At 63.3% G+C, this 15,133-nt stretch carries 18 protein-coding genes and 1 other RNA gene; 6 read left to right on the forward strand and 13 right to left on the reverse strand.

What is annotated here, in order from left to right:
• Positions 1–168 precede the first annotated feature (168 nt).
• Complete coding sequence (locus CEQ44_RS17895; RefSeq protein ID WP_088183148.1) at positions 169–783, forward strand: superoxide dismutase; 615 nt, start codon at positions 169–171, stop codon at positions 781–783.
• A 70-nt stretch (positions 784–853) separates the two neighbouring features.
• On the opposite strand, the gene CEQ44_RS17900 is transcribed toward CEQ44_RS17895, so the two are convergent.
• The 12 genes from CEQ44_RS17900 to mscL all read right to left on the reverse strand — a co-directional run bounded on the left by CEQ44_RS17900 (position 854) and on the right by mscL (position 11,224).
• Complete coding sequence (locus tag CEQ44_RS17900) at positions 854–2,386, reverse strand: methyl-accepting chemotaxis protein (RefSeq protein WP_088183149.1); 1,533 nt, start codon at positions 2,384–2,386, stop codon at positions 854–856.
• A 345-nt stretch (positions 2,387–2,731) separates the two neighbouring features.
• Positions 2,732–3,070 carry a hypothetical protein gene (locus tag CEQ44_RS17910; RefSeq protein ID WP_088183150.1) on the reverse strand — a complete coding sequence of 113 codons (339 nt, stop codon included), beginning with the start codon at positions 3,068–3,070 and terminating at the stop codon, positions 2,732–2,734.
• Entirely contained in the window at positions 3,043–3,591 is a 549-nt protein-coding gene (locus tag CEQ44_RS17915) for a J domain-containing protein (RefSeq protein WP_088183151.1), read from the reverse strand. Before CEQ44_RS17915 ends, CEQ44_RS17910 begins: the two co-directional genes overlap by 28 nt.
• 61 nt (positions 3,592–3,652) lie before the next feature.
• An RNA gene (gene rnpB, locus CEQ44_RS17920) (RNase P RNA component class A) lies at positions 3,653–4,055 on the reverse strand.
• A 41-nt stretch (positions 4,056–4,096) separates the two neighbouring features.
• The gene (locus tag CEQ44_RS17925) at positions 4,097–4,795 is read right to left on the reverse strand and encodes an N-acetylmuramoyl-L-alanine amidase (RefSeq protein WP_088183152.1); all 699 of its coding nucleotides are present in this window, start codon (positions 4,793–4,795) and stop codon (positions 4,097–4,099) included.
• 129 nt (positions 4,796–4,924) lie between these two features.
• Positions 4,925–5,803 (reverse strand): protein-glutamate O-methyltransferase CheR, encoded by an 879-nt coding sequence (locus CEQ44_RS17930; RefSeq protein ID WP_088183153.1) that lies wholly within the window; start codon positions 5,801–5,803, stop codon positions 4,925–4,927.
• Complete coding sequence (locus tag CEQ44_RS17935) at positions 5,803–6,885, reverse strand: chemotaxis protein CheB (RefSeq protein WP_088183183.1); 1,083 nt, start codon at positions 6,883–6,885, stop codon at positions 5,803–5,805. The genes CEQ44_RS17930 and CEQ44_RS17935 overlap by 1 nt, the downstream gene beginning before the upstream one ends.
• Before the next feature lie 63 nt (positions 6,886–6,948).
• Complete coding sequence (locus CEQ44_RS17940) at positions 6,949–7,314, reverse strand: response regulator (protein WP_088183154.1); 366 nt, start codon at positions 7,312–7,314, stop codon at positions 6,949–6,951.
• Positions 7,315–7,397: 83 nt separating this feature from the next.
• Positions 7,398–7,835: a chemotaxis protein CheW gene (locus CEQ44_RS17945; RefSeq protein WP_088183155.1), complete on the reverse strand. Its 438-nt coding sequence runs from the start codon at positions 7,833–7,835 to the stop codon at positions 7,398–7,400.
• A gap of 10 nt (positions 7,836–7,845) precedes the next feature.
• A complete protein-coding gene (locus tag CEQ44_RS17950; RefSeq protein ID WP_088183156.1) occupies positions 7,846–10,218 on the reverse strand; it encodes a chemotaxis protein CheA in 2,373 nt (790 codons plus the stop codon).
• A gap of 153 nt (positions 10,219–10,371) precedes the next feature.
• Positions 10,372–10,641, reverse strand: coding sequence for a hypothetical protein (locus CEQ44_RS17955; protein ID WP_088183157.1), 270 nt, complete (start codon positions 10,639–10,641; stop codon positions 10,372–10,374).
• Positions 10,642–10,786: 145 nt separating this feature from the next.
• Complete coding sequence (gene mscL / locus CEQ44_RS17960; RefSeq protein WP_088183158.1) at positions 10,787–11,224, reverse strand: large conductance mechanosensitive channel protein MscL; 438 nt, start codon at positions 11,222–11,224, stop codon at positions 10,787–10,789.
• 103 nt (positions 11,225–11,327) lie between these two features.
• On the opposite strand from mscL, the gene CEQ44_RS17965 reads away from it, so the two are divergent.
• Genes CEQ44_RS17965 through CEQ44_RS17980 form a run of 4 tightly spaced genes read left to right on the forward strand, consistent with a single transcriptional unit; the run spans position 11,328 to position 13,957 of the window.
• Complete coding sequence (locus CEQ44_RS17965; RefSeq protein ID WP_088183159.1) at positions 11,328–11,930, forward strand: LemA family protein; 603 nt, start codon at positions 11,328–11,330, stop codon at positions 11,928–11,930.
• A 4-nt stretch (positions 11,931–11,934) separates the two neighbouring features.
• Positions 11,935–12,741, forward strand: a complete 807-nt coding sequence (locus CEQ44_RS17970) for a YgcG family protein (RefSeq protein ID WP_088183160.1) — start codon at positions 11,935–11,937, stop codon at positions 12,739–12,741.
• Positions 12,741–13,418 carry a TPM domain-containing protein gene (locus tag CEQ44_RS17975; RefSeq protein WP_088183161.1) on the forward strand — a complete coding sequence of 226 codons (678 nt, stop codon included), beginning with the start codon at positions 12,741–12,743 and terminating at the stop codon, positions 13,416–13,418. Before CEQ44_RS17970 ends, CEQ44_RS17975 begins: the two co-directional genes overlap by 1 nt.
• Positions 13,415–13,957 carry an NUDIX hydrolase gene (locus tag CEQ44_RS17980; protein ID WP_088183162.1) on the forward strand — a complete coding sequence of 181 codons (543 nt, stop codon included), beginning with the start codon at positions 13,415–13,417 and terminating at the stop codon, positions 13,955–13,957. Before CEQ44_RS17975 ends, CEQ44_RS17980 begins: the two co-directional genes overlap by 4 nt.
• Before the next feature lie 37 nt (positions 13,958–13,994).
• Here CEQ44_RS17980 and CEQ44_RS17985 read toward each other — a convergent pair whose 3' ends face one another.
• Positions 13,995–14,447, reverse strand: coding sequence for a DUF6456 domain-containing protein (locus CEQ44_RS17985; protein WP_088183184.1), 453 nt, complete (start codon positions 14,445–14,447; stop codon positions 13,995–13,997).
• A gap of 99 nt (positions 14,448–14,546) precedes the next feature.
• Between CEQ44_RS17985 and CEQ44_RS17990 the strand changes: the two genes are divergently transcribed.
• Entirely contained in the window at positions 14,547–15,110 is a 564-nt protein-coding gene (locus CEQ44_RS17990) for a helix-turn-helix domain-containing protein (protein WP_088183163.1), read from the forward strand.
• The last annotated feature ends 23 nt before the right edge of the window (positions 15,111–15,133 follow it).

The following is a 15,133-nucleotide window of genomic DNA, read 5'->3' on the forward strand; positions in this document are numbered from 1 at the left end:
GCGCTTATTTCTGCGATCGTTTCGCAATAGGCACATATCTGTTTTCTTGGGCGTTGGGGGAGCATATGGGAAGCGGCGGAGGCGTCCACGCCCCGCATGGACCATATGACCAATCGGCCGCTCCGACCCGCGTGCGGCCGCCCCATAACGAACCCGAGGAGTTCCGCCATGGCTTTTGTTCTGCCCGACCTGCCCTATGCCAAGGATGCTTTTGGCGACATCCTGTCCGTCGAAACCTTCGATTTCCACCATGGCAAGCATCACAATGCCTATGTCGTGAAGGCCAATGAACTGATCGCCGCCGACGCCAGCCTTCAGGGCAAGTCGCTGGTCGAACTGATCAAGTCGGCCAAGGGCGGCCTGTTCAACCAGGTCGGCCAGATCTGGAACCACACATTCTACTGGCAGTCGCTGTCGCCGACCAAGACCGCGCCGACCGGCGAACTCCTGACCAAGATCGAAGAAGCCTTCGGTTCGGTCGATGCGCTGATCGAAAAGCTGAAAGCCGAAGCCGTGGGCCATTTCGCCAGCGGCTGGGCCGCGCTGGTCCTCAAGGACGGCAAGCTGGAAGTGACCAGCTATCATGACGCCGACACACCTGTCGCGCATGAAGGCCATGCGCCGCTGCTGATCGTCGATGTGTGGGAACATGCCTATTATATCGACTATCGCAACTTGCGCCCCAGCTATGCCGACCGCATCCTCAAGGAAGCGATCAACTGGGATTTCGCCGCGCTGAACCTGGACGGCAAGGGCGCCAGCCGCGCCGACCAGCCGGGCTGATATTGAAGAGGGGACCGGTCGCATGGACCGGTCCCCTCATTTTATGCCGTGCTTGCCCGCAGCGGCCTGTTCAGGCGGCTTCCAACTGCGCTACAAATTGTTCCGCTGCTCGCTGCAAGGCTTGGGCCGTTCGCGACAAGCTCGATGCGGCGCTCGAAACGCGACCCGACAGGCTTTCGGTGTCGCGCGCCACATCGGCCACTCCTTCCATTTGCCGCGTCATGATGGCGGCATCCTGCGCGGTATCTCTTGCCGATTCACCGATGGCGCTGGTCGCATCGCGCTGATCGACAACCGCCCGCTGGATGGCGTCGGCCGCTTCCGCCAGTTGTTCGACAGCGCCTGCGACTTCGGATAGCGCCTCGCGTGCGACGCCGGCCCCCTGCCGGGCTGACCAGGCCAAAGCGTGAATTTCGCCGGTCGCGTTGGCCGCCTGCCCCGCCAATTGCTTGACCTCGCCCGCCACCACCGCGAAACCGCGGCCGACCTCCCCGGCGCGCGCGGCTTCGATCGTGGCGTTTAGCGCGAGGAGATTGGTGCGCGCGGCGATATCGGTGATGGAGTCGGCAAAGCTGGTGATCGAGGTCGTGCGCCCTTCCAGATCATGCACGGCCTGATGCCCCATGGTCGATACGCGCTGCGCCTGGCCGCCAAGCATCGCCTGCTGTTGCGACGCCGACGCGATCGCGGTGATCGATTCCGACAATTGGTCGATCCTCCTGGCCAGCATGGCCGCATTGGTGGAGGATTGTTCGGCGATCGCCACCGTCTCCTCGGTGCCTTCGCTCGCACGCTGGGCCAATTGATTGAGTTGGCGGGCCGAATCGTCGAGTTCCTGAGCGGCAGCCCCAACCGCGCCTACGATTTCCGCCACCGAATGGCGGAAATCGCCGACCAGCATCATCGTGGCCGCTCGTCGTTCAGCCGCCATGCGGGCCTTCTCCGCCTCTTGCTGTTCGCGTAGGCGCGCAGCGCGGGTCTCCATCTCGCTGCTCGCCGTCATCGCCGCTTCCGCGGCATGACGCCCTTTTTCGGCTTGCTGGGCAAGTTCCCCGGCTTGCGCCATGTGTCCGTCGAGAGCCAGCAGCATCGCGCGTAACCGAATAGTCAGGTAACAAAGGACGGCCGCCTGCAACACGACGGCGATGCCGTGGATCGCGACCCGACCGATGTTGGCATTATCTGGAAAGACCCAAGTCGGCAGAATAAAGCTGAGCACGAGATGATGAGCCGCCGTCAGCGATGCCGCCAGCAGGATCGGCCGCCAGTCGTAGAGCAGCGCCAACCCCGCCAACGCCACGAAGAAGAACATATGGCCGTCCATCTGCCAGCCATGACCAGACAGCAGATATAGTCCGATCGCCGGTTGCACCGCAGCCAACGTGCCCATGGCAAGACGCGCTTCGAGGTCTCGCCGCTCGCGCATTACGCGGATCGTCGGCAGCGTGTTGACCAGAGCGGACAGGAACAGGGCGCGGCCGCTATGCTCCGCCCCCAGCAACAGGCCCGCAAGGCCGATCGCAACGGTCCAGATCCAGTTAACGAACAGGAGGATGCGCAAACCCTGTAGCCGCAGCCGATCCAGGCTAGTCATCGCGCTCATCAAGCCGATGCTCCGCAACCGCTCATTTGCGTCGACAAGGCGACTATTCCGCGACGCAGTAGCGCAGGGGCCAGTTCGTCCCGCCTGCCTTCGACCAGTAAGGAGCCTGCCCAGGGGCCTTTAGCGACCAGCCGGGCACCATTGGCGATGGCAACGGACGCAAGCACATTCCTGGCCCCATCGGTCAATGGCAGCAGAATCATCCTGCCGCTCGTAGGCGGAACAGCATATAGCCCCAAAAGACCAAACATAATCAGGCCGCATTGCCCCGCCAAGGGCAGGACGCGGCGATAGGGGACAACCAGCTTCATTCCACCCGATTAGGAGGAATTGGTAAGGAAAATGTTAAAGATGTTCGGGCGCGTGCAAACCCAGAGTTTCTGCCAGTTCGTCCAGATCGACACCCGGTCGTACCAACAACCATTCGCGGCTTGCTGCACCATCTACCACCGTTACGGCGCCCTTGGGGCATATGCCCAGGCAGTTGACCTCAACCACGCCTGCAGCCGCCTTGCGCCCTGTCTTTAATGACAAATGCTTGCGCAGCGCCTTGGCCAGTCGCTCACCGCCACCAGGGCCGAAACCGCCGTCCAGCTTTTTCGAACATTTTCGGCAAACCAGCACCACATTGGACCAGTTGGACCGGACCTGATCTTTCAATACGTCGCTCCCCGCGGCTTCCATGTCCGCCGCTCCTCGGCCGCGCGCAGCACCTCATAAGCGGCTTGGATCGCCTGGAACCGTACCGCAGCATCGCTGTCGTTAGGCTTGACGTCAGGATGATATTCCTTGGCGAGCCGGCGCCAGCTCTTCTTCACGTCCTCGAAACCGGCGTCGTCTTCCAGTTCCAGCGCCTTGAGCGCATGCATCTCATCGCGCGATCGGCTGCCATCACCCGGTCCGCCCCAACTATGATAGGCGCTGGACTGGTAACCACCCGCATCCCGCCGCTCAGCCTTTTCACGGGAAGCGCGCTCTTCCTCGTCCAGCCCCTGAAAATAGTCCCAGTTCCGATTATATTCGCCGGCATGGTCAGCGCAGAAATACCATCTTTCGGGGCTGTTGGGCGATTTGGGCGCGGGGCAATCGCCCGGCTTGTCGCAACCGAAGCGATCGCACATGCGCACGCGCTGCGCTTCGCGCGCCGCGCCATAGGCACGCCATCGCGGAAAGCCCCAGTCATTGGATCGGCTGTGTCGTGCCATTTCGCCGAATTAGGGACTATGCCGGGAAAATGCCACCCCGCCTGCGGATTTTGGACAGGAAAATGCCAGAGGGCCTGTAAGCCGGGTTCTGTCCACCCTGTTTCCAAGGATAGGCGACCATTCCTCTAGGGAACGGATTGCTCCGTTCCTCAAGCAACCAACCCGGGCGGTCTCGGCCGAAACAGGCCTAGCGGTCAAAGCCGCGCGCCGCCCCTATTCGGTCTTGCTCCCGGTGGGGTTTACCGTGCCGCCTTGCGTTGCCGCAGACGCGGTGCGCTCTTACCGCACCCTTTCAATTTCACCCGACCAAAGTCTTAGGGCCGAAGCCTTGGGCGACCTGCTTTCTGTTGCACTGTCCCTTGGATCACTCCAGCCGGTCGTTAACCGGCACCGTTATTTCGTGGAGCCCGGACTTTCCTCGCCGTGACAGTTACCCGCCACGCCGCGGCCGCCCGGCCCTCTGGCGGAACGGTCCCTAGCGTCCTTATCGCGGACCGTCACGCCCTTATTCATCGCCCCTGGGCTTAGGCAGCAACAGCGCCAGCAGGATCGCACGACATTCGCCGCAAATCACCCCATCGATGCGCTCCGGCCGGAAGCGGCGCTGAAAGGCGACCACCGCCGCCTGCGGATCGGTAATGTCATAGCCAAAGCGTTCGAGCGCCAGCATGAACCCGCCATCAGTCCAATGCGGGTCCATCAGATTCTTGGTGGGCCGCGGCAGGGCCAGGCGCAGGCGCGCAAGCTGGCCCCAAGGGAAAAGCTCGCCCGGATCCTGCTTGCGCGCAGGCGCGATGTCGCTGTGGCCGACGATATTGCCGCGGGTGATGCGGTGGCGCTGAACGATTTGATGGACCAGCGGGATCAGCGATCCCATCTGCGTTTCGGGGAAAGGCCGATAGCCCCATTCATGTCCTGGATTGACAATCTCTATGCCGATGCTGGCCGAATTGACGTCGTCAACTCCGCGCCAGTGCGACCGACCCGCATGCCAGGCGCGCTTGGCTTCATCGACCATGCGGATAATCTGCCCATCCTCGGTCACGACATAATGGGCCGACACCTTCGATTCGGAATTGGCCAGCCAGTTGATGGCGCTCGCCGCATCGGGCATGCCGGTATAGTGCAGCACCAGCATCGAGATGGGCAGGCCGCGCTCGTCGAAATTGGGCGACGGCGTTTCGATCATCGGCATGTCTGTCATCGGGAAAGGCCAGTCGCTTGCAGCTGCTCGATCATCGCACCCTTCCGACCCGCCTCTCTGGCGGCCTTGACCGGACAATGACCGAGACCGGCCCGGCAATCAAGCAGGCTTAATCCTGGCGAAGCCGCTTTACGCGGTCCGGCGCATCGGCCCACCGGCACAATTTGGCGCCACAGCCTTACGGGCATAGCCGCCGCGAAATTCGGGATGGGACAGGAAATCGTCACTCTGACCAATCACGGTTTCCCCCGCGCCCAGCAGCAGCACCGACCCGGCATGGCTGTGTCGGGCCAGCAGGCGCAGCACGTCCCCACGCCGCTCCGGCGTGAAGTAGAGCAAGACGTTGCGGCAGAGCAGCAGGTCATATTCGCCCGATGGCGCGCGCGGATCAAACAGATTGTCATGTCGAAAATCGATCATCCGGCGCAGATCGGGGCTGGCGCGCCAATCCTCGCCATGCGGTTCAAACCATTTGATGAGGTCGCCGACGGCCAGACCGCGTTGCACGTCCATCTGCGAAAAGATGCCGGCACGCGCCTGTTCGATCGCGGCCGTGGAAATATCGGTCGCCAATATCTCGATGCGCCATCCCTGCCAGCGTGCCATATCGTTGCGCAGGCGGATCGCCAGCGAATAAGCCTCTTGCCCGGTCGAACAGCCCGCGCTCCAGATACGCAATGTGCGATCGTGCCGATCTTCCTGGATGCGCGGCAGGATCTGGCGATGGATCATGTCGAAAATCTGGAGGTCGCGAAAGAAGCTGCTTTCATTGTTAAGCAGCGCATTGACGACATCCTCATCCAAGCGCGGGTCGCGCTTGCGCAGCAGCATGGCGGCGAGGTCGTCTATATCCTTTAGTCCGTGCGTGCGTAGAACCGGCCGCAGGGCGGTTTCCATCCGCCATGCCCGGCCTTCCGACAATATCTGCCCGGTTCGCGCTTCCAACAACCCGGACAATATGCGTGCGGCGCCCTGGAAAATGGCGGCTCCTGTTGGTGGCAGCGGCATCAGGCGTTGACCTTCCCGCGTCGTGCCACGAAATGCATCATCGCCAGCGGCTCCATCACGCCGCAGGTAAGGCCCGCCCCGGCAACTGATCCCGGCATGCCCCACACCACGCTGCTCGTTTCGTCCTGGGCGACGATCCAGCCGCCAGCCGCGACGATCTCACGCGCGCCCAGCGTACCGTCGCGTCCCATGCCGGTCAGGACGATGCCGGCCGCGCCGGCGCCATACACCTCCGCCATGCTGGCGAACATCGGATCGACGCCCGGCAGGTTGCCAGCCGGCGTGCGCTCAGGATTAAGGATAATGATGGCCCGGCCATGCAAGCCGCGCCGCAGCTGGATATTGGCGTCGCCCGGTGCAACATAAACGACATCGGGCATTAGCAGATCGCCGGTCTCCGCGACCTTCACCCGCAAGCTGGTCATGCGCGACAATTGCTGGGCGAAATAGACGGTGAAACTGGCAGGCAGGTGCTGGGTCAAAAGCAGCGGCACGCCCAGCGGCGCGACCAATCCCTGGAACAACTGGCTCAATGCATGGATACCACCGGTCGATGCGCCGATGCCGATGCAGGCGAGCGGCGCCGATGCCGGGGTAATCGACGGCGGGCCGGCGAGGCGCGGCAAAGGCGGCGCCTCCGCTCGATCGCCGAACAGCCGGTTCAATCGATCGATCAACGCCTGGGGAAATTGATCGCCAAAGCTGCCGCTGCCGGGCTTGGATACGATGTCGCTGGCGCCGAGCGCCAGCGCCTCTATCGCGGCAGCGCTGCCTTCCTCGCATTTGCCCGACAGGATCGCGACCTTGACGGTCGGATTGGCCCGCAGGATCTGGGGCAACGCGGCAAGGCCGCTCTGGCCAGGCAATTCAATGTCGAGCAGCACCAGGTCGACCGCATGTTCGGCCAGATAGCCCAGCGCATGTTCTGCGCTGCTGGTCTTATGGACGACGCTGTAGCCCGAATCGCCATTGAGGATGCGCGCGATCACTGTTCGCACGACGACCGAATCATCGACAACCAACGTGCGAACGGCGCGTTGTTGGTGGGTGCGATTGGACGATATCGGCATGATCGCGTTCATCATGGGCTTTCTGCGCGGACTAATCAGATGGAAATCGGGCACTCCTGGATCAACGGGCGGCCGCTAGATCACGCCCACAATCGCGAGCTTGCTTTCCAATGTCTCCCGATCGAACGGCTTCATGACATATTCGTCGGCACCGGCTTCGACCGCCGCCTTGATATGGCTGATGCCGTTTTCCGTGGTGCAGAATATAATCTTGGGCCGGGCCGCCATCTTTGCGGTGGAGAGCGCCTGGAGGAATTCCATCCCGCTCATGATCGGCATGTTCCAATCGAGCAGCACCACGTCAGGCGGACAGGCTTCGCATTTGGTCAGCGCGTCCTGCCCATCCACCGCCTCGCTGACGGTCAGGTCCAGCGATTCGAGAATATGGCGGGCAACCTTGCGGATGACCTTTGAATCGTCGACGACCAGGCAATTCTTCATGAAGCGTCCCTTAGGTTTTTGCGTCCCGTTGCTGCGGGCTTAACCGACAAAGCCAAGTATTTAGTAAACAAGCCGGGTATATTTCACGCCGCCTGGGCGAGCGCCCCACCCTCGATAAACGCGGCCAGCGACACCAGCAGCCAGGGATGTCCGTCATGTTCGACCAAGGCGCGGGCGTAGGGTGCCCAGGCCGGATCGAGTTGACCGCGCAACGGCAGTTCCCCTTCCGGCACGCGGCAGATGTCGGACACGCCGTCCACCATCAGGCCATAGCTATGGCCGCTGATATTGGCGATGATGGCAAGGCCGCGTCGCTCCGCCGGGGTGGCCCGGCCGTGGATCAGCGCAGCAACATCAATGATGGTGAGCACCCGGCTGCGCAGCGCGGACAGGCCGGCCACGTGGATGCCCATGCCCGGCACCGGGGATATGTCGGTCAGGCGGACAACCGCCTCGACCTCACCGGTTTCGACCGCGATCCGCGTGTCGGCCAGCGTCGCCAGAAGATAAAGCTGATCCATGCCGTGTTCCTTATCCCCGCCGACCGGCGATCGCCGCCATCAGCGCATCCTGGTCATAGCGATAAATGCTGCCGTCCTGCGGTCCGTTGGGACGAGGCGAGGCGCGCAGATGCACGACACGGCATCCCATGATCTCCGCCGCCTGCGCGGCATCCGCTTCCGTGCACAACACCACGTCTTCGGGATCGACCGCGCAATCGCCGGGCAATCCCAGCACCACGTCATGGCCGGCCTGCCGCAGCAAAGGCGCCAATATCTCGCGCGTCCAGCCATCGCCGCTGTCGGCTAGCAGGCACCGCCCCCGCGCCCGTTCGACCAACATTTCTTCGGGCAGTCCGGCGAACAGCGCGAAGGGATTGATGACCTCCAGATGCTCGCCGTCGACGACCGCAACACCGCTCAACATGCCATGCATCGCCACCATGTCGGGGACGGCAGGCATCTGGACGATGTCAAGCACCGCAGCCACTGGATAACAGGCTTCGCGCCGATCGTCGCGCAGCCGCAGCGCCGACACCCTGGCGCGATCGATCTGCGACAGCCCGTTGGCAACAGGCACCAGCCGCCCGTCAAGCCGCACGAAGGCGCGACCGCCCGATCGGCCAAACAGGCTTGCGTCGATATCTTCCACCCGTTCGATCAAGGATAATTTCAACAGGCGGCGTTCGCCCGACAGTTCCTCGAAGCGCAGCGCCGCGACCATCTCGATCCCATCTTTCGCGTCCGCGGCCTGATCCTGCTGCCGCGCCGCGCGATCATCGATGATGTTGGGCAGGCGCGCCGCCTTGGCCAGACCGGCCGCATCGAGCAACAGCATAGGCTTGCCATTGTCGGGCAGCGTCATGCCGGCATAAATGCCCGTCGCCATCACCAGCGGCGAAGCCGGGCGAATCACCAGTTCCTCATGATTGTCGACTGCCGAAACGCCCATGGCGAAGGGCACGCCGGTCGCCGATCGCACGACCATGATGGCGCGCGGGCCGCGCTGAACCGGTTTTTCCATGCCCAGCAGATCTTCCAGATCGACCATCGAATGGCGGATTGCCCTAATCGTTGCGATCTTCGCGCCGCCGACTTCGCTGACCTGGAGCGTCTCGTTATTGTCGTGCAGGATCTCGACGACCGCCGAACGCGGGATCGCGAAGTGCTGGCCGCCCGCCCGCACGATGAGCCCCGGAATGATCGTCAGCGTCAATGGCACGCGCAGCGTGATGCACAGACCCTGACCCGGATGGTTGTCGAGCGCGATCACCCCGCCAATGCGTTCCACATTGGCGCGCACAACGTCCATGCCGACTCCGCGGCCAGAGATAGCGGTCACCTGATTGGCGGTCGAAAGGCCAGGATGGAAAATAAGGTCGAGCCTGTCCTCTTCGGAAAGGCGCGTGGCGGCATCCGGGGTCAGGCGGCCTGCGGCGATGGCCTTGTCCACCAGACGCGCCGTGTCGATGCCTGCACCGTCATCGGCGATCGCGATGACGATCTGATTGCCCGACTGGCGCGCTTCCAGTCGCAGTCGGCCCGCTTCGGGCTTGCCGGCGGCGCGCCGCTGTTCCGGCGTCTCGATACCGTGGTCGATGCTGTTGCGCACGATATGGGTGAGCGGATCGACGACCATCTCCACCATTTCGCGGTCCATTTCGACGTCGCCGCCCTCCAGCGTCAGGTCGATGCGTTTGCCAAGGTCGCGGCCCAGATCGCGCACCATGCGCGGAATGGCGGCGAACAGGCGGTCCACCCGCTGCATCCGCGTCTTGGATATAACGTCGCGCATGTCCGCCACGCAGGTCGATAGCCGTTCGAACACATTGTCGAGTTCGGGATCGGCGGATCGTTCGCGCAATTTGCGCGACAACTCATTGCGCGCCAGCACCATGTCCGACACGCCGTTCATCAATTGGTCGATCAGACTGAGGGGCAGGCGGATGGTCCGCGGCCCCGATTGCGCGCCACCCTGGCGGGCAACGGCAACAGGGGCGGCAACCGTTCCCACCCCAGCTTCGCCGGCCTCGGCAGGCTGGGCGCTCAGGGCACCGATCAGAAAATCATCATTTTCACTGGGCAGGGCCGCGCCGATCGCAACCGCTTCGGTCAGTTCGCCGATCCGGTCCATGATGCCTAGCACCGCGCTGACCGTGGCGCAGTCCGCGCCGCGCGTCCCGGCGCGAATTTCAGACAACACATCCTCGGCAGCGTGGCTCAGCCGCTCGAACCGCGGCAGGTTCAGAAAGCCGCAGCTCCCCTTGACCGTGTGGAAGAAGCGGAAGATGGCATCCAGCCGATCCCGATCCGATGGATCGGCTTCCCAGGCGACCACTTCGCCTGCGAGAGCCTCCAGCGTTTCCCGGGTCTCGGATATGAATTCCTGAAGTAGTTCGTCCATTCCCTATGGGCCCCACGGATGCGCGCAGGGGCACCATGGCGGGGTGTGGTTAAAGGGACGTTAAAGGCGCGTCGAAACGCGCAAGGATTACACGCAAAAAGGGCGCCGCGCCTTAGACGCGACGCCCTTATCGGGTCGGGTAGCGAAAGCGGCTTACTGCTGCTTTTCGACCGCGTCCTCAGCCTTGTCACCCGCTTCACGGGTGGCTGCGGCCTTGTTTTCCAGCGCGTCGGCGGCATTTTCAGCCGCGTTTTCAGCGTTGCCGCTCAGATTGTCGGCCATCGCTTCCATGTTGTCGGCCTGGTTGTCGAGTGCGTCCGCCTGATTCTCGTATGCATTCTCAACCTTGTTTTCCTTGGCGGAATCGCAAGCGGCGAGGGCGACAAGGCTGGCAAGGCCAATGACGGTGACGAAAGTTTTCACGGCGTTTTCTCCTGTTAGTGCCCCCATGGGCTGACGTCATTCGGCACAGGTACAGATGGTGTGACGCCACCTGAAACCCTGACGCCGATCAACCGGCCGCTCGCACGATGGTTCCCGTTGGCGGCTCGTTTCGTCGCAAAAACGATTATTTTTTAAGCGAATCCCGGATTTCGCGCAGCAAGATGATATCTTCGGGCGTCGGCGCTGGCGCAGCTGGGGCCGGTTCGGGCTTGGCAGTCAGCCTGTTCATCGCCTTGACCAGCAGGAAGATGATGAAGGCAAGTATGATGAAATTGACAAGCACGGTCAGGAACTGACCCCAGCCGAACATGGCCACGCCCGCCGCCTTGAGGTCTGCGTAGTTTTCTGGATTGCCTTTGAAGCCCGCCGGCAACGCTCCCATGCGCACGAAATAACCGGAAAAGTCCGCCCCGCCGAAGATATAGCCGACCACCGGCATGATGAGGTCGTCGGTCAGCGATTTGGTGATGGTGGCAAAGGCGCCGCCGATGATGACACCGACGGCCAGGTCCATCACGTTGCCGCGATTGATGAATGTCTTGAATTCGGAAATCAGCCCCATGGAGGAACTCCTTGCCCTATTAACGATAATTCAGGATGGCCCGTTGCGCCTTTCAGGACAACGCCCTATTTCCACAGGCGAAACAAAAAGCCGAGGATGTTCCATGACGCTCCTGCGCCGCTTCTCTAAAATTCTACTGCCATTGTTCGGGGGGCTTGCCCTTTCCGCCTGCGGCATCAACAGCGTTCCGACCGCCGAAGAAGAGGCGAAGGCCAAATGGGCCGATGTCCAGGCGCAGTATCAGCGCCGCTCCAACCTGACTGGCAACCTCGTCGCCACGGTGAAGGCGGCGGGCAAGCAGGAGCAGGCGACGCTGACGGCCGTGACCGAAGCCCGCGCCAAGGCGACCTCGATCCAGGTCAATGCCGATGATCTGTCAGATCCTGCCAAGGTCGCGCAGTTCCAGGCTGCCCAGGCACAACTGAGCCAGGGCCTTGGTCGCCTGCTCGCGTCGGTTGAGGCCTATCCCGATCTCAAGACCAACGAGAATTTCCTGCAACTCCAGTCGCAGCTCGAAGGCACGGAAAACCGAATCGCCGTCGCCATCCGCGACTATAATGGCGCGGTGCAGGCCTATAATACCCGCATCCGCACCTTCCCTGACGCAATCGGCGCCAAGCTGATCCATGGCGCGAAGCCCATGACCCCGTTCCAGGCGACGACGCCGGGCGCCGAGGAGGCGCCGAAGGTCGACTTCGGCAACTGATCGGATGCTCCGTCGCCTGTTCCTGATTCTCACGCTGCTGGCGCTCGCGCCGGCGGCGTGGGCACAGAGCTATCCCAAATTCGATGACAAGGGCGTGGTCGATGCGGCGAACCTGCTCGACCCGGCGCAGGAACAGGCGCTGAGCGCCAAGCTGATCGCGCAGAAGAAAGCCAGCGGCCGGTCGCTGGTGGTGGCCACGATTCCTGACCTGCAAGGCTATGACATCGCCGACTATGGCTATCGGCTGGGCCGCGCCTGGGGCATCGGCGACAAGGACAGCAACGGCGCGTTGCTCATCATCGCACCGGCCGAGCGGAAGGTGCGGATAGAAGTCGGCTATGGGCTGGAAGGCGTGCTGACCGACGCCCTCTCCTCCCAGATCGTGCGCAACGCCATTGCGCCGCGCTTCAAGGCAGGCGACATGGCGGGCGGCATCGATGCAGGCGTCGACCAGATTACCGGCCTGCTCGCCCTGCCGCCCGACGAAGCCAAGGCGCGCGCGGCGGCGGCGGAAGCGGCGGTGCGCAAGCAGGATGACGGCGGCGGCGCAATCATCGGCTTCTGGATCATGTTGTTCATCATCTTCTTCGTCGCGCTGCCGCTCCTGTCCCGCGCGCGCGGCGGCAAGCGTTACCGGCGCGGCGGGGGCAGCGCACCCATCATCCTCTGGGGTCCGGGCGCCGGCGGTTCGGGATGGGGATCGGGTGGCGGCAGTGGCTGGGGTGGATCAAGTTGGGGCGGCGGCGATAGCGGTGGCGGCTTTTCGGGCGGCGGCGGCTTCGGCGGCGGTGGCGCATCGGGGGATTGGTGATGCAGCTTCATCTCACGAAAGCCGACCATGACCTTGTTTCGACCGCGGTAGCGAATGCCGAAGCACACACATCCGGCGAGATCGTCACTATCGTCGCACGTCGATCCGACAGCTATCATGATGTCGGCCTAAGCTGGGCGGCAGCCGCGGTGTTCATCGCTCTGGCCCTGATGGCCGCCTTCCCCGCGCAATTGCGCGCCTTTCTATCGATGCTGCTCCTCGATTGGGAGCATGAACTAGCCGACTGGAAGCTGCTGACCGGGCTGCTTGGCCTGCTCATCCTCAAATTCCTGATCATGCGCTATCTGCTGGCGATCATGCCGCTGCGGATGCTGGTGACTCCTCGCGCCACCAAGGCGCGGCGTGTGCGTCGCCGTGCGATCCTGCTGTTTCGCACGGCCGCCGAAGCGCGCACGCGCGGACGCACCGGCGTTCTCATCTATCTGTCGCTGGACGAGCATCGTGCCGAAATCGTCGCCGACCGCGCCATCAATGAAAAGGTCGCGCCCGAAGCCTGGGGCGAGGCGATGGCCGCCCTGATCGACGCCATCCGCGCCGGCAGAGCGGGCGAGGGACTGGCCGAAGCGGTGCGGCAGGTGGGCGTCGTACTGGCCGCGCACTTCCCGCGCGAGGACGATGACATCAACGAACTGCCCGACAGGCTGATCGAATTATGACCGACCCCGACCGGGACGCCCCGGCAGAAGTGATGTGGACGGGGCGCTTCATTACGGCCAAGAGGCGCGGGAAATGGGAATATGTCGGGCGCGCGCGCGGTATCCACGCCGCTGTCATCCTGGCGATCGATGACGCGGACGATGGCCCTCATGTGCTGTTGGTCGACCAATATCGCGTGCCTCTGGGCCGACGCTGCATCGAATTGCCCGCCGGCCTGGTCGGCGATCAGGAGGAGGGTGAAGACGCCAGCATCGCGGCCGCACGCGAGCTTGAGGAGGAAACCGGCTTCCGCCCAAACCGGCTCGAATCGCTTGGCCAATTTTATAGCTCGCCCGGCATGGTGTCGGAGAGTTTCACCCTGTTCCGCGCATACGGTATAACGAAGACCGGCGAGGGCGGCGGGGTGGATGACGAGGATATCCATGTCCATCGCGTGCCCCTCGCCGCCCTGCCCGATCAGATCACCATCTGGCGCAGGCAGGGCTATGCGATGGACGTAAAACTGCTCCTGTTGCTCGGTGCTGGCATGATCGCCTAAGGCCCTCTCTCCATCACTACAGGCTCTGTTCGCAGCCTCAGGACACCCGATACCATCCGGCCACTCGGTCGAGCGCCAGGGTCAACACCAGCTTTCCGGCTCGACTGGGCCAACCCAAGGCCTTTTCGGCGGCCACGAGTCCCTCACCTGCGCACGCCACCCGCCACAATATATCGGCAAGGCCCGGCCCGGCCGCCTGCATGGCCCCGTCGAACCGGGCCCGCGCCGACAACTGGGCCATTGTGGGATCGCCCTGCCCTTGCCCGCCATTGCCACTGCGCGGCGCAGCGTCCCAGCGCATGGTGACCCGCGCGCCCAGCCCGGCCCTTTCCCAATCGCGCCGCAGCATGTCGCCAGCCAGATAGTGACGTTCGCTCAACAGCCCCCGCGCATGCAACCAGGCGAGCGGCGATTCGCCCAGATGCACCAGCACTGACTGCGTGCGGCCTTCAGGGTCTTGGATCATGTGTTCGACATGGGTCTTGGCCATCTGCATCTCCTGCGTGACGGGAATCGATGCGGAAAGCCTTGCCATGTGGGATAGTTTGTAGGAAAGAGAAAACCAAATAGGTTCTATTTTGAGGCGCAGATGATTACCCGCATCCGTGAGGTTCGCAAGACCAAGGGGCTTACGCTGGAGCAGGTCGGCGCGCTGTGCGATCCACCGACAACAGCCCAGACGATCGGGCGGCTGGAAACCGGCACGCGCACCGTATCGGTCAAATGGGTCAACCGGATCGCGCTGGCATTGGGTGTTACGACCGCCGAACTGGTGGCGCTGCCGGGGCAGGCCGACATACCCGTCGCCGCCTTGCTCGGTCCCGATGGCGCGCGCGCACCGACCCGGCCGCTTGCTTTCCCGTCCCCGATCGCCTCCGACGGGATGGTCGGCGTCCATGTCAGCGCCAGCATTGGCGATTATCGCAGCGGCGACGCGATCTGGTGCCGCCGCATCGCCCCGGACGAATTTTCGGCCGCGCTCAATCGCGACATATTATTCCCTCGCCCCGCCGGCCGTTTCCTGTTCGGGCGGCTGATCGGACGCGAAGGCGACCGCCTGCAACTGCTGCCGCTGGGCGCTGGTGCCCGCCAATTGGTGCTGACCGACCCGCCATGGGCCGCGGTGGCGGTGCAACTCGTCCGACGCCTCTAGCCAAGCCGGCACGGGACTGCTTA

This window comes from Sphingobium sp. Z007 (assembly GCF_900013425.1).
Lineage (GTDB): Bacteria > Pseudomonadota > Alphaproteobacteria > Sphingomonadales > Sphingomonadaceae > Sphingobium.